Genomic DNA, 16,534 nt, shown 5'->3' on the forward strand with positions numbered 1-16,534 from the left:
ATCAATCGATACCCAGCTTCTTCAGGCGATAGCGCATGGAACGGAAGGTCAGGCCCAGGCGCTGCGCCGCCGCCGTCCGGTTCCAGCGGGTCTCTTCGAGCGCCTGCATGATCAGCTTGCGCTCGATGTCTTCGAGGTAGTCCTCCAGGTTGTCGATCTGGGCCAGGCTGGCCTCGCCGGCCTCCGCGACGCCGCTGGCCTCGGCCAGTCGGAGGTCGCGGGCCTGGATCTGGTCGTCCTCGCAGAGGGTGTAGGCGCGCTCCAGCATGTTCTCCAGCTCCCGCACGTTGCCGGGAAAGCGGTAGCACTTGAGCTTGTCCAGGGCCTCGGGGGCCAGGGTCGCGGCGGGCAGGCCGCTCTGCTGGGCCAGGCGCTTGAGCATGGCCTCGGCCAGCAGCGGGATGTCCTCGCGGCGCTCCCGCAGGGGCGGCACGCTGAGTTCGATGACGTTGAGGCGGTAGTAGAGGTCCTGGCGAAAACGACCGGCGGCCACTTCGGCGGCGAGGTCCTTGTGGGTGGCGCTGAGGATGCGCACGTCCACCACCACCTCCTGCTGGCCGCCCACCGCACGCACGGCCTTTTCCTGGATGGCCCGCAGCAGCTTCACCTGCATCGGCAGGGGCAGGTCGGCCACCTCGTCGAGGAACAGGGTGCCGCCGTTGGCGGCCTGGAACAGGCCCTGCTTGTCTTCCACGGCGCCGGTGAAGCTGCCTTTCCTGTGGCCGAAGAATTCGCTTTCCATCAGTTCGGAGGGGATGGCGCCGCAGTTCACCGGGACGAAGGGGCGCTCCGCCCGTGGCCCCTGTTCGTGGATCAGGCGCGCCACCAGTTCCTTGCCGCTGCCGGATTCGCCACTGATGTAGACCGGCGCCTGGCTGCGGGCGAGCTTCTGGATCTGCTTGCGCAGCGCCGTCATGGGCGGCGACTGGCCCAGCAGGCGGCCATCCACCGGCGGCTCCTCGCCGTCCGGCGTGCTGAGGCGCAGGGCGGTGTTGACCAGCTCCCGCAGGCGGCCGAGGTCCACCGGCTTGGTGACGAAATCGAAGGCGCCGGCCTTGAGGGCGTTCACCGCGGTATCCAGGCTGCCGTAGGCGGTGATCATGGCCACCGGTACCAGCGGATGCCGCTGCTGGATGTGCTGCACCAGCTCCAGGCCGGTGCCGTCGGGCAGGCGCATGTCGGTCAGGCACAGGTCGAAGGCTTCCCGGGCCAGCCAGTCGCGGGCTTCCTTGAGGTTGCGGGCGCTGCGGGTGTCGAGCTTCATTCGCCCGAGGGTGATTTCCAGCAGTTCGCGGATGTCGGGTTCGTCGTCGACGATCAGGGCTCTCTGTCGGGTCATGTTCAGCTCAGTTTGCGCGGATGGGCGAAGGTGATGCGGAAGCAGCTTCCGCCCGCCTCCCGCGGCTTGTAGTCAAGGCGGGCCTGGTTGCTCTCGCAGAGTTCGCGGGAGAGATAGAGGCCGAGGCCGGTGCCCTTGTTCTCGGTGGTGAAGAAGGGTTCGAAGATGTTGTGCACCTGTTCGGGGGGGACGCCTTCGCCGTCGTCTTCCACTTCCAGCACCGGCAGGTCGCTTTCCGGGTCGCGGAACAGCCTGAGCCAGACCTGGCCCTGGCCGTGCTTCCTGGCGCTGTAGCGCAGGCCGTTCTGCACCAGGTTGGTCAGCACCTGGGTCAGCTGGTGCGGGTCCATGCGGGTCTGCAGGGTGCTGCCGAGGGTGTGGAGGTGCAGGGTCTGGCCGGGGGCAGCCGAGCCGCGGAACTCACTGGCGAAACGGGTCAGCCAGTACTTCAGGTCCAGCAGCTGGGGCTCCGACTGGCGGCGCCGCGACAGCTGGAGGACGTTCTCGATCACCAGGTTCATGCGCCGGGAGTGGTCCTGGATGATCTGCGCCAGGCGCCGATCCGGGCCGTCCAGCTCCTCGGACTCCTGCAGCAGCTGGGCGGCGTGGCTGATGGCGCCCAGCGGATTGCGGATCTCGTGGGCGATGCCGGCGGTGAGGCGACCGAGGGAGGCGAGCTTGAGTTGCTGGGCCTGCTGGGCGATCTGGGAAATGTCGTCGAGGAAGACCAGGGTGTTCTGCTGGTCCCCACGGGGCAGCGGCACGAAGCTGGGCTGCAGCGTGGGGCCATCGGCGAAGGCCTGGAGGCTCTGGGGGCGCAGGGTGGGATTGGCCAGCCACTGTTCGAGGCTCCCCAGCAGCGCCGGGCATTGCACCGCCAGATTGCGGCCCTGGAGTTCGTCGCGACCCAGCAAGGCCAGGGCACCGTTGTTGGCCAGCAGGATCCGGTTGCGCGGGTCCAGCACCAGGATTCCGGTGCGCATGCGTTCCAGGATCTGCGCATTCAGCGCTTCCAGGCTGGCCACGTCGGCGGCACGCTGCTCGGCCAGGGTTTCGCTCAGCTGCAGGCGCCGGCTGAGGCCCTGGAGGAAGAGTGCGGCGGCGAAGCAGAGGGCGCCGAAGCCGCCGGCCTGGACGAACTGGGTGTTGGCCCTGGGATGGCTGAGGCTCAGGTAGAAGGTCAGGTAGATCAGCGCGAGGGTCGCCACCGCCGCCACCAGCAGGCCGATGCGGCCGCGCAGGAGGATATTGGAGATGGCCACCGAGACGACGATCAGGTTGGCCACGCCGCTGGGAGTGCCGCCGCCGGCGTAGAACAGGCAGGACAGGATCAGCACGTCCACCAGCGCCAGGCTGAACACCTGCACCATATGGCGTGGGCGCGGCACGGCCACCGCGATCAGGCTGTTGATGATCAGGTAGAACCAGGCGGCGTTGCGGAACAGCTCGGGTCGAGCCAGCTCCATGAACTGATCGTCGAGTTCACTGGAGATCAGCCCCACCAGGGTGAGGCCGATCAGCAGCCGGTAGAGGCTGTAGAGGCGGAATATCCGTCGCCCCTGGGCGCTGAGTTCGGAGGGGGCGGGGAGCGTCTCAGCGTTCACCGGAGCTCCGGTCCTGCTCCAGGTGGGCCTGGCTGCAATACCAGCGATCATCCTGGGTCAGGGCGTGGCTGCGCGGCAGATGAACGCCGCAGTGGGCACAGCGCACCATGGGGTGGCCCTCGTCCTCCCGTCGGGGTTGCTGGCGGGGTGTGGAGGGGGTCTTGAAACGGCGCCACAGCCAGATGGCGGCGAAGATCACGGCAATCCAGAACAACAGGCGAAACATGCCCAGGGTGCTCTCTTGTCATTGGAAAGCGGCCAGTTTATCCAAGCCGGTAGTCCGCGCACAGAGACCGGCCGCACGCCGCCGAGACTTGTCCGGTTTTCGTCCGGTACGCGGCGGAGTATGGTGGCTCTGAAGCAAGCACACCGGGAGGCGCCATGCGCCACAGCCTGCGAATCGTGATGGCCCAGCTCAATCTCCGTGTCGGCGATGTGCAGGGCAATACCCAGCGAGTCATCGAGGAGGCGAACGCCGCCCGCGACTCATGGGCGGCGGACGTCATCGTCTTTCCCGAACTCACCCTGTGTGGCTATCCGCCCGAGGACCTGCTGCTGCGCTCCAGCATGCAGCGGCGCATCGAGCAGGGCCTCCAGCGGCTGCGGGACGAGGTGCGCGGCATCTACCTGGTGGTCGGCTATCCCTGGCTCGAAGCCGAGCGGCGCTTCAACGCCTGTGCGGTGATCGCCGACGGCGAGCTGCTGGCGACCTACTACAAGCAGCGCCTGCCCAACTACCGGGTGTTCGACGAGCGACGCTATTTCGATCCGGGCGACCAGCCCTGCGTGGTGGACATCAAGGGTGTTCCCGTGGGGTTGTCCATCTGCGAGGACATCTGGTCTCCCGGCCCCCTGGCTCAGGCGCGGGCGGCCGGGGCGAGGCTGATGATCAGCCTGAACGCCTCGCCTTTTCACCTGGACAAGCAACTGGAGCGTGAGGAGATGCTGGCCGAACGGGCGCGGGAGACCGGCGTGCCGGTGATCTACGTCAACCAGGTGGGAGGCCAGGACGAACTGGTGTTTGATGGCGGCAGTTGCGTGGTGGATGCCGAAGGACGGGTCTGCCAGCGGGCGGCGGGCTTCGTGGAAGGCTTGTTCCCGGTCGACCTGCATCGCCAGGAGGGCCGCTGGGTGCCGCGCCAGACCCACTGCGCGGAGCTGCCGGAGCTCGAGGCCAGCGTCTACCAGGCGCTGGTGGTCGGGGTTCGCGACTACGTGGGAAAGAACGGCTTCAAGGGCGTCGTGCTCGGCGTGTCCGGCGGGATCGACTCGGCCCTGAGCCTCGCGGTGGCCGTCGATGCCCTGGGGCCGGAGCGGGTGGAGGCGGTGATGATGCCCTATCACTACACCGCACAGGTCAGCCTGGAAGACGCCGAGGCCGAGGCGCGCCTGCTGGGCGTCGCCTATCGGGTGCTGCCCATTGCGCCCATGGTGGAGGCTTTCCAGCAGGTGCTGGCGCCGGCATTCGGGGGGCTGCCCCGGGACGCCACCGAGGAGAACCTCCAGGCGCGCTGTCGCGGCACCTTGCTGATGGCGATCTCCAACAAGAAGGGCAGCCTGGTGCTGACCACCGGCAACAAGAGCGAGATGGCGGTGGGTTACGCCACGCTCTACGGCGACATGGCGGGCGGCTTCGACGTGCTCAAGGACGTGCCCAAGACCCTGGTGTTCCGCCTGGCCGAGTACCGCAATCGCCTGGGCCAGGTGATTCCGGCGCGGGTCATCGAGCGTCCGCCCTCGGCGGAGCTGTCGCCGGACCAGCGTGACGAGGACTCCCTGCCGCCCTATCCGGTGCTGGACGAGGTGCTCAAGCTCTATATCGAGCACGACCTGTCGGCCAACGCCATCATTGCCGAAGGCTTCGACGAGGACCTGGTGAACCGGGTGCTGGCGATGGTGGATCGCAACGAGTACAAGCGCCGCCAGGCGGCGGTGGGCGTGCGGGTCACCCAGCGGGGGTTTGGCCGGGACCGGCGTTACCCCATCACCTCTGGCTGGCGATTGGGGGATTGACGCCCATCCGGCGGAAGGGGCGCCGCGTGTCTGGCCGGGAGGCTCGGGCCCCTGAAACGAAGAAGGGAGGCCCTGGCCTCCCTTCTTGCGCATGACGCTGAATATCAGTCGAACAGGCCGAAGGTCATGTAGCTGAACCAGGAGCGGTCGTTGCTCTTGGTCTCGGACTGGGGCGCTTCTTCCTGCACTTCGCCCTGGTTCTCCGGCAGCAGCTCTTCCGGGATCTGCTCCTTGGCGTCTTCGTACTGCTTGATCACATCCTGAGCGGCGCGAGTCTCGCCCGGGGGCAGCGGCGCATCGCTCTCGATCAGGCCCAGGGTGGCCTTGGCCAGCCAGGTACGGTTGTCGGCTTCCTCTTCGCGGGGCACGAACTGGCCATCCACCAGGCTCGGGTGATCCGGGTAGTTGAGCTTCAGGGTTTCCAGGCTGGTGGCCGCCAGCTCATTGAGGCCCAGGCGCTGGTAGGACTCCACCATCACGGCCAGGCCATCGCCCACGGCCGGGGTTTCCTGGAAGTTTTCCACCACGTAGCGACCACGGTTGCCGGCGGCGACATAGGCCTGGCGGGTCAGGTAGTAGTGGGCCACGTGGATTTCATAGGCCGCCAGCAGGTTGCGCAGGTAGACCATGCGCTGCTTGGCATCCGGGGCGTAGCGGCTGTTGGGGAAGCGGCTGGTGAGCTGGGCGAACTCGTTGTAGGAGTCGCGGGCGGCGCCCGGGTCGCGCTTGGTCATGTCCAGCGGCAGGAAGCGCGCCAGCAGGCCACGGTCCTGGTCGAAGGAAGCCAGGCCTTTCAGGTAGTAGGCGTAGTCGACGTTCGGGTGCTGCGGGTGCAGGCGGATGAAACGCTCGGCGGCGGACTTGGCGGCCTCCGGCTCGACGTTCTTGTAGTAGGCGTAGATGAGTTCCAGCTGTGCCTGCTCGGCGTAACGGCCGAAGGGATAGCGGGATTCCAGGGCCTTCAGCTTGGCGATGGCGGGGGTGTAGCTGCTGTTGTCCAGATCGGCTTGGGCCTGCTGGTACAGCTCGGCTTCGCTCAGGTTCTCGTCCACCACTTCTTTATTGGAGGAACAGGCGGCGGTGAGGGCGAGAGTGGCGATCAGCAGCAGGTGTTTCACTTGCATGGCGGCTTGCGTCCCTGTGACGGCTGGCTGTCGTGCCTGTAGCCGTCCTGTTATGATGAGCGCCCCGGAACCCCCGGGACAAAGACGCAGTATTTAACCACAAGCGCGTAACCGAAACCAAAGGCTGCGCCCCCTCCGTTGTCGAGCATGTCTTCCATCAACAAACAGGTCATCCAACTCAGCGCCGAGGTACCGTCCGAACTGGGCGGGCAACGCCTCGACCAGGTCGCTGCACAACTCTTCCCCGAGCACTCCCGTTCCCGCCTCGCCGGCTGGATCAAGGAAGGGGTCCTGACCGTCGACGGCAGCGTGCTGCGCCCGCGGGACATCGTTCATGGCGGCGCCCTGCTGGAGCTGGATGCCGAACAGGAAGCCCAGGGTGAGTGGATCGCCCAGGACATCGAGCTGGATATCGTCTACGAGGACGACCACCTGCTGGTCCTGGACAAGCCGGCCGGACTGGTGGTGCACCCCGCCGCCGGCCACGCCGACGGCACCCTGCTCAACGCGCTGCTGCATCACGTGCCGGGGCTGGCCAATGTGCCGCGCGCCGGCATCGTCCACCGTCTGGACAAGGACACCACCGGCCTCATGGTGGTCGCCAAGACCCTGGAAGCACACACCAGCCTGGTGGCGCAGCTCCAGGCGCGCAGCGTGAGCCGGATCTACGAAGCGGTGGTGGTGGGCGTGATCACGGCCGGCGGCAAGATCGACGCACCCATCGGCCGTCATGGCCAGCAACGCCAGCGCATGGCGGTGGTGGCGGGCGGCAAGCCGGCCGTGACCCACTATCGCGTGCTGGAACGCTTCCGCTCCCATACCCACACCCGGGTCAAGCTGGAGACCGGCCGCACTCACCAGATCCGTGTGCACATGGCCTATGTGAACTTCCCGCTGGTGGGTGACCCCGTCTACGCCGGGCGATTCCGTATCCCGCCGGCGGCCAGCCAGACGCTGGTGCAGACGCTCAAGGACTTCCCGCGGCAGGCCCTGCATGCGCGCTTCCTCGAACTGGATCATCCGGCGACCGGCGAGCGCATGAAATGGGAGTCGCCGCTGCCGGATGATTTCGTCTGGCTGCTGACCCTGCTGCGCCAGGACCACGAGTCCTTCGAATGAGCCACTGGCTGAAGCCCGACTGGCCCGCCCCGGCGCGCGTTCGCGCCTGCGTGACCACCCGCGAGGGCGGCTTCAGCCTGCCTCCTTATGAAGGACTCAACCTCGGCAGCCATGTCGGGGACGATCCCCTGGCCGTCGAACGCAACCGTCAGGCGCTGACCGACGCCCTGGGTTGTCGGCCCGCCTGGCTCAGCCAGGTCCATGGCGTGCAGGTGGTGGAAGCCAACCCCTCCCGAGTGGACGAAGCGGACGGCAGCTGGACCGCCACACCGGGCGTCGCCGCTTCGGTGCTGACCGCCGATTGCCTGCCAGCGCTGTTCTGCGATCGCGCCGGTACCCGCGTCGCGGCGGCCCATGCCGGCTGGCGCGGGCTGGCCAATGGCGTGCTCGAAGCCACCCTGGATGCCTTGACGCTGGCGCCGGAAGAGGTGCTGGTCTGGCTGGGGCCCGCCATCGGTCCCGAAGCCTTCGAGGTGGGGCCCGAGGTGCGCGAAGCCTTTATCGCGCAGCACCCGCAAGCCGCGTCCGCCTTCCGGCCCAGCCTCAATGCCGGCAAGTTCATGGCCGACATCTACCAGCTGGCGCGCATCCGCCTCGCCGCGCGGGGGGTGACCGCCGTGCATGGCGGCGGCTTCTGCACCGTCGGCGATCCCCGCTTCTATTCCTATCGCCGTGCGGCCCGGACCGGCCGTTTCGCCAGCCTGGTCTGGCTGGCGGACTGAAGGGCCGCCGAACCCGCGACTCGGGCCGGTTCGAGCGAAGGCCTTGGACCGGCCTGCACGGATATCGCGCCGCTCGTCCCCGGTGGGCTAGTGCGCCCCTCCATGACTCCGATCAATTTCTCAACGGTTGAATCGCACAGAATCGTCCCTATCTAGGTTTCATCCCGGCGGGTTTTTCGTATCTGGTGCCGTCATCGCGCCGCCCGCCATTCATAGAAAGGACGAACCCATGCGAATCGACCGATTGACCAGCAAATTGCAACTGGCGCTCTCCGATGCCCAGTCCCTGGCCGTTGGCCACGATCACCCCGCCATCGAGCCGCTTCACCTCGTACTCGCCCTGCTGGACCAGCAGGGCGGCTCCATCCGGCCCCTGCTGATGCAGGTGGGCTTCGATGTCCAGGCGCTGCGCCAGGGGCTGACCCGCGAGCTCGATCAACTGCCCAAGATCCAGAATCCCACCGGCGACGTGAACCTGTCCCAGGACCTGGCGCGCCTGCTCAACCAGGCCGATCGCCTGTCCCAGCAGAAAGGCGACCAGTTCATTTCCAGCGAGCTGGTCATGCTCGCCGCGATGGACGAGGGCACTCGCCTCGGCAAGCTCCTGCTCGGCCAGGGCGTGACCCGCAAGGCCCTGGAGAACGCCATCGCCAACCTGCGCGGCGGCCAGGCCGTCAACGACCCCAATGTCGAGGAGTCCCGCCAGGCCCTGGACAAGTTCACCGTGGACCTGACCAAGCGCGCCGAGGACGGCAAGCTGGACCCGGTGATCGGCCGTGACGACGAGATCCGCCGCACCATCCAGGTGCTGCAGCGCCGCACCAAGAACAACCCCGTGCTGATCGGCGAGCCCGGCGTGGGCAAGACCGCCATCGCCGAAGGCCTGGCCCAGCGCATCGTCAATGGCGAAGTCCCGGACGGCCTGAAGGACAAGCGCCTGCTGGCCCTGGACATGGGGGCGCTGATCGCCGGGGCCAAGTTCCGTGGCGAGTTCGAGGAGCGCCTGAAGGGCGTACTCAACGAACTGTCCAAGCAGGAAGGCCGGGTCATCCTCTTCATCGACGAGTTGCATACCATGGTCGGTGCCGGCAAGGCCGAGGGCGCGATGGACGCCGGCAACATGCTGAAACCGGCCCTGGCCCGGGGTGAACTGCACTGCGTCGGCGCCACCACCCTGGACGAGTATCGCCAGTACATCGAGAAGGACGCCGCCCTGGAGCGTCGCTTCCAGAAGGTGCTGGTGGACGAACCCAGCGAGGAAGACACCATCGCCATCCTGCGGGGCCTCAAGGAGCGCTACGAGGTTCACCACGGGGTGACCATCACCGACGGCGCCATCATCGCCGCGGCCAAGCTGTCGCACCGCTACATCACCGACCGCCAGTTGCCGGACAAGGCCATCGACCTGATCGACGAGGCCGCCAGCCGCATCCGCATGGAGATCGACTCCAAGCCCGAAGCCCTGGACCGGCTGGACCGTCGACTGATCCAGCTGAAGATCGAGCGCGAGGCCCTGAAGAAGGAAGAGGACGAAGCGACGAAGAAACGCCTGGCCAAGCTGGAGGAGGACATCCTCAAGCTGGAGCGCGAGTACGCCGACCTCGAGGAAATCTGGAAGTCGGAAAAGGCCGAGGTACAAGGCTCGGCGCAGATCCAGCAGAAAATCGAACAGGCCCGCCAGGACATGGAGGCCGCCCGGCGCAAGGGCGACCTGCAACGCATGGCCGAGCTGCAGTACGGCGTGATTCCGGATCTGGAGCGCAGCCTGCAGATGGTCGATCAGCACGGCAAGACCGAGAACCAGCTGCTGCGCAACAAGGTGACCGACGAAGAGATCGCCGAGGTGGTCTCCAAGTGGACCGGCATCCCGGTGGCCAAGATGATGGAGGGCGAGCGCGAGAAGCTGCTGCGCATGGAGGACGAGCTGCACAAGCGCGTCATCGGCCAGCATGAGGCTGTCGTGGCCGTGGCCAACGCCGTGCGTCGCTCCCGCGCCGGCCTGGCGGACCCGAACCGTCCCAGCGGCTCCTTCCTCTTCCTCGGTCCGACCGGGGTGGGCAAGACCGAGCTGTGCAAGGCCCTGGCCGAGTTCCTTTTCGACACCGAGGAGGCGCTGGTGCGCGTCGACATGTCCGAGTTCATGGAGAAGCACTCGGTCGCTCGCCTGATCGGTGCGCCGCCGGGCTATGTCGGCTATGAAGAAGGCGGGTACCTGACCGAGGCCGTGCGTCGCAAGCCTTACTCGGTGGTGCTGATGGACGAGGTGGAGAAGGCGCACCCGGATGTCTTCAACATCCTCCTGCAGGTGCTGGAGGACGGTCGCCTGACCGATAGCCACGGCCGCACCGTGGACTTCCGCAACACCGTGGTGGTGATGACCTCCAACCTGGGCTCCACACAGATCCAGGAGCTGGTGGGGGATCGCGAAGCCCAGCGTGCGGCGGTGATGGATGCGGTGGGCAACCACTTCCGGCCGGAGTTCATCAACCGTATCGACGAAGTGGTGGTGTTCGAGCCCTTGGGCCGCGACCAGATCGGCGGCATCGCCGAGATCCAGCTGCAGCGCCTGCGCAAGCGTCTGGTCGAGCGCGAACTCAGCCTGGAGCTGAGTCCGGAGGCCCTGGACAAGCTGATCGCCGTTGGTTACGACCCGGTGTATGGCGCGCGTCCGCTCAAGCGCGCGATCCAGCGATGGATCGAGAACCCGCTGGCCCAGCAGATCCTCGCCGGCAAGTTCGGGCCTGGCGCCGGTATCAAGGCGAAGGTGGAAGGCGACGAGATCGTCTTCGACTGACAAGGCCGGATGTCGTAGGAGCCGGCTTGCCGGCGAATGGTGCGGGCGGGTTCGCGGGCGAGCCCGCTCCTACAGGGAAATGCCGCGCACGGCCGGATGTCGTAGGAGCCGGCTTGCCGGCGAAAGGTGTGGGCGGGTTCGCGGGCGAGCCCGCTCCTACAGCGGGCCCTGGCCATGTAGGAGCCGGCTTGCCGGCGAATGGTGCGGGCGGCGTTCCGGCCCGCGCCGCGCGGTCACCCGACCCGAACGAACTGCAGCAGTTCTTCCAGGGCGATCGCCTGGTCTTCGGCGATATCGATGATGTGGAAGCCCGCCCAGCGCTTGCGCGTGTCCTCGCCCGTACGGGTCCAGAGGCAGTCGGCGCCGAGGCGGATTTCTTCCAGCCCTTCCACCCAGGTCAGGGGCACCAGGCGGCACTCCCAGACCGAGTCGGCCTCCAGCGGCAATTCGCTGAGCAGCATGAAGCCCTCCATCGAGAGGTCGACGATGCGTCCCAGGCACTGGCCGGAATGCACATCGAAGACTTCTATCTGCAATTCGGTGGCATGTCGGTTGCGCTGGCGGCGTTCGTCCATGGTGGGGTCCTGTAGCGGGGTCAGGCGGTGCGGCCGGTGAAGCGCTGCAACACGCGATAAATGGCGCCGAGTGCCCGGTCCATCAGGGGCGCGTTGCGCTCGGGCGGGACCAGGCGGACCAGTCCCTGTTCCATATCAAGCGCCAGTTGAGTGAGCGGCATGATGGCGGCACGCTGGCCGCTGTGATCGACGAACATGTAGTTGCGCGTAGTGGGGCTGTACCAGGACAGTTTGAACACCCGGACATCCGGCCCGTCTATGAACTCGAACCAGGTGCCGAATTCCACTCGAGCCAGTTCGCGAATTAGTGCCTGGGCCCTGGCGGACAGGGTGACCGGGCGAGGCGTGCTGGCCAGTCCCGCGTCTTCACCGAGCATTTCCCCCAGCTTGCTTTCCGGCAGAGGGCTTTCGATGCGCTCGGCCAACTGCGGCTGCTGGGATTGCACCGCATGCTGGCAGGCCACCAGGTCCTGCAGCAGGCGACGGATGCCGTCCTCGTGATAGCCGCCCAACAGTTCCAGACCCTTGCGCAGGTCTTCCAGCATGGAAATGCGCAGGTCCTGCAGGCGCGCACGGCCGCCGGCGTCTAGGGGCGTGCCGCTCCAGGCCAATTGTTCGGCGACCTCGACCGAACGCTGCCATTCGGTGCTGCGCTCGCCGTGGCGGAGCAGCACGAAGACCAGCACGTCGGTCCAGGTGAGTTCCAGGAAGTTGTGAATGATGCCCGGCAGCTCCTTGCCCTGGAGCACCCGGGCGACGATATCCACCGCCTGCTGGCGTGCGCCCAGCAGCTTGTCCCGGCCCTTGGCGGCTTCCACCGCGCGCTGCTCGCGCAGCTCAACCTTGTGGCGCAGGGTGCCGACGAACTCGTTGAACTCGTCCAGCAGGCTGTCGAACAGCAGCAGGTCGCCGCTGAAACCGTGGACGACCCGCTCCACCACCCAGTGGATCTTCGCCAGCAGGCCGCGCTCCTCGCCTTCGCCGGCATAGAGCACGCCGGCCTGGGCCATGCTGTTGAGCAGGCGTCGGGCGGGGTGGTGGTGTTGGGTGAAAAGCGCCTTGTCCTGCAGTGCCACTTTCAGGTAGGGCGTGTGCAAGTGGGAGAGGGCGGTCTTGTAGACGTCGGCGAGGTTGTCGTCGTCGAGGATGAAGTCGAAGAGCATTCCCACCAGGTCGATGACGTCGGCTTCGTAGTCGGAGAGCTTCTGCTGGCCCGGGAGGCGGCTGTGGCTTTCCAGCTGTTCCTGCAGATCGGCCTTGAGGCCGTCCACCCGCTGTGGTTGCCGGAGCTTGCTGGCCAGGTCCTGGGCGGATTGCTGCTGCAGGCGGTTCAAGGCCTCCAGCAGCTCGGCGGCGCTGTAAGTGCGCGTAGCGCCCCGGGGCGCGAACGAGGCGATGCTTGGCGTGCCGCCCGGGAGCGGCGCGTTGCCGTGATGCAGGCGACGCTCGCCCAGCAGGGCGGCCAGGCCATTGAACAACTGGCCGGGGTCTGCCGGTGGCAGGCCGGACAGGTCCAGCGGGCTGCCGCTCGCAGATCCGCTACCGTGGGCGCCTGGTGCCTGGGCGGCCGCGCCCTCGCTACCCGGCTTGCGTGGCGTGCCTGGGTGATGAGGCACGCTGGTGGAGCGTTGCACGCTGTACTTCAGGTTGGGCAGAACGCCGGCCTGCACCAGGCGCTGGTTGAGGGCGTCGTAGACGCCGTCCAGGCACTGCATCACGTGCTGGTCGAAGAGCATGTAGAGGATGGTCTTGATCCGCAGGGGGAAGGGGCTCGGCTGCAGCGCCTCCTTGAAGGCCAGGGCAACGGCCTGGGGACCGAAGGGGTTGTCGTCGTCCCCCAGTTTTCGACCACCGTTGAGCACCGCCAGCCGCTGGTCGAGGGCGAAGAGCGGCTGGGCGCAGCGAGCCTTGACCCGGCTGACCATGTTGGTCACCAGCAGGCTCTCCTCATATTCCTCGTTTCCCATGAGCTGGAGGTGGTCGGCGTCCAGTTGGGCCGCATCGATGTCGGGTTTGAGCTTGCCGCCGAGAAAGTCCTCGAAACCACTGGCGATGCGCTGGTGGTAAAGGCGTTCGATCTGCGGGCGCTGCTTGCGGATGTCCCGCATGCTGTCGAAGAAGAGGGTCTGGACCTGGTTGTTCTCGGCCTTCTCGGCGCAATCGAAGAGGGTGTCGTCCACCTGGGCGAACACGGCGGTTAGGGTTTCGGCAAGACGGTTCATGACCAGCTTGCGGCAGCTCTGCACCAACTCGCCAAAACGAGGCTGGATGCCGCGGCTGGCCAGGGTCGTCACGGTTCCAGGGGGTGTTGGGGGGCGATCCTGATTGCTCATAACTGTCCTGCGGGGAGTCAGGTCGTGACCACGGCCTGCAACGATCTCGCCACGAGTCAGGTATAGCACTCGGGTGGTCATCTGCAAATCATTGTCAGAATTCGTTTTTTCAGGGGTTGACAGGCGTTTCTCCATACGTAAAATGGCGCGCCTCAGCAACGCGATCCCAATCAAACGGGGCAGCGTTGATGAGTTGGAAGACCGAAGTTCCGCGATAGCTCAGTCGGTAGAGCAAATGACTGTTAATCATTGGGTCCCTGGTTCGAGTCCAGGTCGCGGAGCCAACTTCCAAACGGGGTATAGCGCAGTCCGGTAGCGCGCCTGCTTTGGGAGCAGGATGTCGGGAGTTCGAATCTCTCTACCCCGACCACCTCGCATGGGTCGTTAGCTCAGTCGGTAGAGCAGTTGGCTTTTAACCAATTGGTCGTAGGTTCGAATCCTACACGACCCACCATACAAGACCTCCCCAGGAGGTCCGAAGAAGCCGCCAGGCAAGCCTGGCGGCTTTTTTGTTCGTCCGCGAAAAAGCTCGGTGGCCGGATGGCGCTTTCCTGGTGCTCAGGGTTTCGGCGCCAGTGCCTCGATCGCTTCGTCGATGCGCTGGCGAAGACTGGGGTCCAGGTTGCCGCTGCACATCAGGTAGCGCTGCTGGCCGGCCGGAATGTCCGGAAGTCGAACGGTTCTCAGGTTGGCATCCTGCAGCCCGGCCTCGGCCAGGATATAGGGCAGTTCCCGTTCGTCGATCAGGGTGTAGTCGATGCGTTCCGCCGCCAGCATGAGCACGGTCTGGGTGGGCGGGGCCGTGACCTTCAGGCTGCGGGCGGACTTGAGTGCGCCGTCCAGTTCCCCGTAGGAAAAACCATCCACCAGGCCCAGCCTGAGACCGCTTTTCAGCAGGTCGGCGAGTCGGGCGTGGCCGCGAACCTGGTCGATAAGGCTTTTGCGGGTCAGCACCAGCATGGGGGCGTCGCGATGGATCGGGCGGGAGAACCAGGCGAAGCGTTCGCGCTCGGCGGTCTTGAACCAGCCGATGGAACAGGTGTCCGGGCGCTGCTGTTCCAGTTCCCTGAGGATGCGTTTCGGAGGGCGGGGTTCGAAGCGGACGTCGAGCCCGGCCCGGGCGAAGATCGCCCGGGTTCGTTCCAGCAGGAAGCCCGTCGGTTCGCCCTGCTCCGTGTGGTAGTAGGGCGGCTTCTCGATGTAGTAGAGCGTCAGCGGGGCGGCTCCCGCCAGGCTCGGCAGCAGCGGAAGGGCGAGTAGTGCGCTGCGCATGGTTGGATCTCCTCTTCTCCCCATGCGCAGTCCACGCGGGGGTCAGTGCAGCTTCAGTCGCGGATCGGTGCTGCGGCCGATACGGTCGCTGAGCATCAGCAGCAAGGTGCGGAAGCCCCCGTACAGCGCCATCTGGTGCATACGGTAGAGGGAAATGTAGAACATCCGCGCCAGCCAGCCTTCCAGCTTCACGCTGCCCATCAGGTTGCCCATGAGATTGCCCACGGCGCTGAAGCTCGACAGCGAGATCAGCGAGCCGTAGTCCTGGTACCGGTAGTCCGGCAGCGGTTGGCCCTGCAGGCGCAGCTTGAAGGACTTCACCAGAAGCGAGGCCTGCTGGTGGGCGGCCTGGGCCCTTGGCGGCACGTTTCGCTCACTGCCATCGCCCAGGGGGCAGGCGGCGCAATCGCCGAAGGCGAAGATGTCGTCATCGCGTGTGGTCTGCAGGGTGGGGCGGACCACCAGCTGGTTGATGCGGTTGCTTTCCAGCCCGTCCAGGTCCTTGAGGAAGGCCGGTGCGCGGATGCCGGCTGCCCAGACCTTGAGGCTGGCGGGAATGGAATCGCCCTGGGCGGTCTGCAGGCCGTCCGCTGTCACTTCCTTCACCGCCGCGCCGGTCATCACCCTCACGCCGAGCTTTTCCAGCGTGCGGTGCACAGGCGCGCTGATGCGCTCGGGAAGCGCGGGCAGAACCCGTGGGCCAGCCTCGATCAGGGTGATGCGCATGTTCTCCGGCTGGATGCTGTCCAGGCCATAGGCGGCCAGTTCGTGGGCGGCGTGGTGCAGCTCCGCCGCCAGTTCCACGCCGGTGGCGCCGGCGCCGACGATGGCCACGCTGATCTGGTCGCCGTTGTCGCCCTGGGCGTGGGCGCGCAGGTAATGGCTGAGCAGCTTGCGATGGAAGCGTTCGGCCTGTTCCCGGGTGTCGAGGAAGATGCAGTGCTGGGCCGCGCCCTCGGTGCCGAAGTCGTTGGTGGTGCTGCCGACGGCGATCACCAGGCTGTCGTAGGCCAGTTCGCGGGCGGGGACCAGTTCGCGCCCGTCCTCGTCATGGGTGGCGGCCAGCTGGATGACCTTGCGCTTGCGGTCCAGCCCGCTCATGCGGCCCAGCTGGAACTCGAAATGGTTCCACTTCGCCTGGGCCACGTAGTTCAGCTCGTTCTCCGTGGAGTTGAGCGAGCCGGCGGCCACTTCATGCAGCAGGGGTTTCCAGATATGGGTGAGATTGGCGTCGGCCAGGATGACCTTGGCCAGGCCTTTCTTGCCGAGGGTCCTACCCAGACGGGTAGCGAGCTCCAGGCCGCCGGCGCCGCCGCCGACGATCACGATGCGATGGGACATGAGGGGGTCTCACAAGGCTATAGAAATGCGGTGTCACCGAGGGCGAGCGCAAGGGGCGGCTCATAGCACCAGTCGGCTCAGGAGGCGGCTCAGGAGACCCAGGGCGACGACCACCACCAGTACCATGGCGAGCAGGCGCCAGGGGCGGAACGGTTTGCGGTCCACCTGGTGCTGCGGGAGATTGAGGTACTGGTCGACCTTTTGCTGGTCTTCGGGCGTCAGGCGGCTGGGCATGGGGGCCTCGACTTGGAATGGTGGGCATTCTAGCCGGCGAATCCGGGGTGGGAAAGTTGCGTGG

General features: G+C 66.5%; 13 protein-coding genes and 3 tRNA genes. 7 read left to right on the forward strand and 9 right to left on the reverse strand.

Going from position 1 to position 16,534, the window contains the following annotated elements; genetic code table 11:
* Position 1: 1 nt before the first annotated feature.
* Genes KF707C_RS04385 through KF707C_RS04395 form a run of 3 tightly spaced genes read right to left on the reverse strand, consistent with a single transcriptional unit; the run spans position 2 to position 3,169 of the window.
* Complete coding sequence (locus KF707C_RS04385) at positions 2–1,339, reverse strand: sigma-54-dependent transcriptional regulator (RefSeq protein ID WP_004420124.1); 1,338 nt, start codon at positions 1,337–1,339, stop codon at positions 2–4.
* 2 nt (positions 1,340–1,341) lie between these two features.
* On the reverse strand, positions 1,342–2,943 hold the full coding sequence (locus tag KF707C_RS04390; RefSeq protein WP_004420122.1) for a sensor histidine kinase: 1,602 nt from the start codon (positions 2,941–2,943) through the stop codon (positions 1,342–1,344).
* On the reverse strand, positions 2,933–3,169 hold the full coding sequence (locus KF707C_RS04395) for a PP0621 family protein (protein WP_004420120.1): 237 nt from the start codon (positions 3,167–3,169) through the stop codon (positions 2,933–2,935). Before KF707C_RS04395 ends, KF707C_RS04390 begins: the two co-directional genes overlap by 11 nt.
* 155 nt (positions 3,170–3,324) lie before the next feature.
* On the opposite strand from KF707C_RS04395, the gene KF707C_RS04400 reads away from it, so the two are divergent.
* Positions 3,325–4,956 carry an NAD+ synthase gene (locus KF707C_RS04400; RefSeq protein WP_004420118.1) on the forward strand — a complete coding sequence of 544 codons (1,632 nt, stop codon included), beginning with the start codon at positions 3,325–3,327 and terminating at the stop codon, positions 4,954–4,956.
* A 104-nt stretch (positions 4,957–5,060) separates the two neighbouring features.
* On the opposite strand, the gene KF707C_RS04405 is transcribed toward KF707C_RS04400, so the two are convergent.
* A complete protein-coding gene (locus tag KF707C_RS04405; protein ID WP_004420117.1) occupies positions 5,061–6,080 on the reverse strand; it encodes an outer membrane protein assembly factor BamD in 1,020 nt (339 codons plus the stop codon).
* 147 nt (positions 6,081–6,227) lie between these two features.
* Between KF707C_RS04405 and rluD the strand changes: the two genes are divergently transcribed.
* The 3 genes from rluD (at position 6,228) to clpB (ending at position 10,715) form a co-directional block, all read left to right on the forward strand.
* Positions 6,228–7,199, forward strand: coding sequence for a 23S rRNA pseudouridine(1911/1915/1917) synthase RluD (gene rluD / locus KF707C_RS04410; RefSeq protein WP_004420116.1), 972 nt, complete (start codon positions 6,228–6,230; stop codon positions 7,197–7,199).
* Positions 7,196–7,921, forward strand: a complete 726-nt coding sequence (pgeF, locus tag KF707C_RS04415; protein ID WP_004420115.1) for a peptidoglycan editing factor PgeF — start codon at positions 7,196–7,198, stop codon at positions 7,919–7,921. Before rluD ends, pgeF begins: the two co-directional genes overlap by 4 nt.
* A 229-nt stretch (positions 7,922–8,150) precedes the next feature.
* Positions 8,151–10,715, forward strand: coding sequence for an ATP-dependent chaperone ClpB (clpB, locus tag KF707C_RS04420; protein WP_004420113.1), 2,565 nt, complete (start codon positions 8,151–8,153; stop codon positions 10,713–10,715).
* A 233-nt stretch (positions 10,716–10,948) separates the two neighbouring features.
* Here clpB and KF707C_RS04425 read toward each other — a convergent pair whose 3' ends face one another.
* Both KF707C_RS04425 and KF707C_RS04430 read right to left on the reverse strand, forming a co-directional pair.
* Positions 10,949–11,290 carry a PilZ domain-containing protein gene (locus KF707C_RS04425; protein WP_004420111.1) on the reverse strand — a complete coding sequence of 114 codons (342 nt, stop codon included), beginning with the start codon at positions 11,288–11,290 and terminating at the stop codon, positions 10,949–10,951.
* Positions 11,291–11,310: 20 nt separating this feature from the next.
* On the reverse strand, positions 11,311–13,623 hold the full coding sequence (locus tag KF707C_RS04430; RefSeq protein ID WP_036991266.1) for a DUF1631 domain-containing protein: 2,313 nt from the start codon (positions 13,621–13,623) through the stop codon (positions 11,311–11,313).
* A 208-nt stretch (positions 13,624–13,831) separates the two neighbouring features.
* On the opposite strand from KF707C_RS04430, the gene KF707C_RS04435 reads away from it, so the two are divergent.
* From KF707C_RS04435 to KF707C_RS04445, 3 genes are all read left to right on the forward strand, one after another.
* Positions 13,832–13,907 (forward strand) — tRNA-Asn (locus KF707C_RS04435).
* 9 nt (positions 13,908–13,916) lie between these two features.
* Positions 13,917–13,993, forward strand: a tRNA-Pro gene (locus KF707C_RS04440).
* An 8-nt stretch (positions 13,994–14,001) separates the two neighbouring features.
* Positions 14,002–14,077 (forward strand) — tRNA-Lys (locus KF707C_RS04445).
* Between the two features lie 104 nt (positions 14,078–14,181).
* On the opposite strand, the gene KF707C_RS04450 is transcribed toward KF707C_RS04445, so the two are convergent.
* Genes KF707C_RS04450 through KF707C_RS04460 form a run of 3 tightly spaced genes read right to left on the reverse strand, consistent with a single transcriptional unit; the run spans position 14,182 to position 16,470 of the window.
* A complete protein-coding gene (locus KF707C_RS04450; RefSeq protein WP_004420106.1) occupies positions 14,182–14,895 on the reverse strand; it encodes a substrate-binding periplasmic protein in 714 nt (237 codons plus the stop codon).
* A gap of 42 nt (positions 14,896–14,937) precedes the next feature.
* Positions 14,938–16,236 carry an NAD(P)/FAD-dependent oxidoreductase gene (locus tag KF707C_RS04455; RefSeq protein ID WP_004420104.1) on the reverse strand — a complete coding sequence of 433 codons (1,299 nt, stop codon included), beginning with the start codon at positions 16,234–16,236 and terminating at the stop codon, positions 14,938–14,940.
* A gap of 60 nt (positions 16,237–16,296) precedes the next feature.
* A complete protein-coding gene (locus tag KF707C_RS04460; protein WP_004420103.1) occupies positions 16,297–16,470 on the reverse strand; it encodes a DUF3094 family protein in 174 nt (57 codons plus the stop codon).
* Positions 16,471–16,534 lie beyond the last annotated feature (64 nt).

It is taken from the genome of Pseudomonas furukawaii (assembly GCF_002355475.1).
In the GTDB taxonomy this organism is placed as follows: domain Bacteria; phylum Pseudomonadota; class Gammaproteobacteria; order Pseudomonadales; family Pseudomonadaceae; genus Metapseudomonas; species Metapseudomonas furukawaii.

Excerpts from the sequence above, each read along its gene's own strand:
- KF707C_RS04400 (WP_004420118.1), top strand. The coding sequence starts at position 3,325 with ATGCGCCACAGCCTGCGAATCGTGATGGCCCAGCTCAATCTCCGTGTC.
- KF707C_RS04385 (WP_004420124.1), bottom strand. The coding sequence starts at position 1,339 with ATGACCCGACAGAGAGCCCTGATCGTCGACGACGAACCCGACATCCGC.
- KF707C_RS04460 (WP_004420103.1), bottom strand. The coding sequence starts at position 16,470 with ATGCCCAGCCGCCTGACGCCCGAAGACCAGCAAAAGGTCGACCAGTAC.
- KF707C_RS04425 (WP_004420111.1), bottom strand. The coding sequence starts at position 11,290 with ATGGACGAACGCCGCCAGCGCAACCGACATGCCACCGAATTGCAGATA.
- rluD (WP_004420116.1), top strand. The coding sequence starts at position 6,228 with ATGTCTTCCATCAACAAACAGGTCATCCAACTCAGCGCCGAGGTACCG.
- pgeF (WP_004420115.1), top strand. The coding sequence starts at position 7,196 with ATGAGCCACTGGCTGAAGCCCGACTGGCCCGCCCCGGCGCGCGTTCGC.
- KF707C_RS04395 (WP_004420120.1), bottom strand. The coding sequence starts at position 3,169 with ATGTTTCGCCTGTTGTTCTGGATTGCCGTGATCTTCGCCGCCATCTGG.
- KF707C_RS04450 (WP_004420106.1), bottom strand. The coding sequence starts at position 14,895 with ATGCGCAGCGCACTACTCGCCCTTCCGCTGCTGCCGAGCCTGGCGGGA.
- KF707C_RS04430 (WP_036991266.1), bottom strand. The coding sequence starts at position 13,623 with ATGAGCAATCAGGATCGCCCCCCAACACCCCCTGGAACCGTGACGACC.
- clpB (WP_004420113.1), top strand. The coding sequence starts at position 8,151 with ATGCGAATCGACCGATTGACCAGCAAATTGCAACTGGCGCTCTCCGAT.
- KF707C_RS04405 (WP_004420117.1), bottom strand. The coding sequence starts at position 6,080 with ATGCAAGTGAAACACCTGCTGCTGATCGCCACTCTCGCCCTCACCGCC.
- KF707C_RS04455 (WP_004420104.1), bottom strand. The coding sequence starts at position 16,236 with ATGTCCCATCGCATCGTGATCGTCGGCGGCGGCGCCGGCGGCCTGGAG.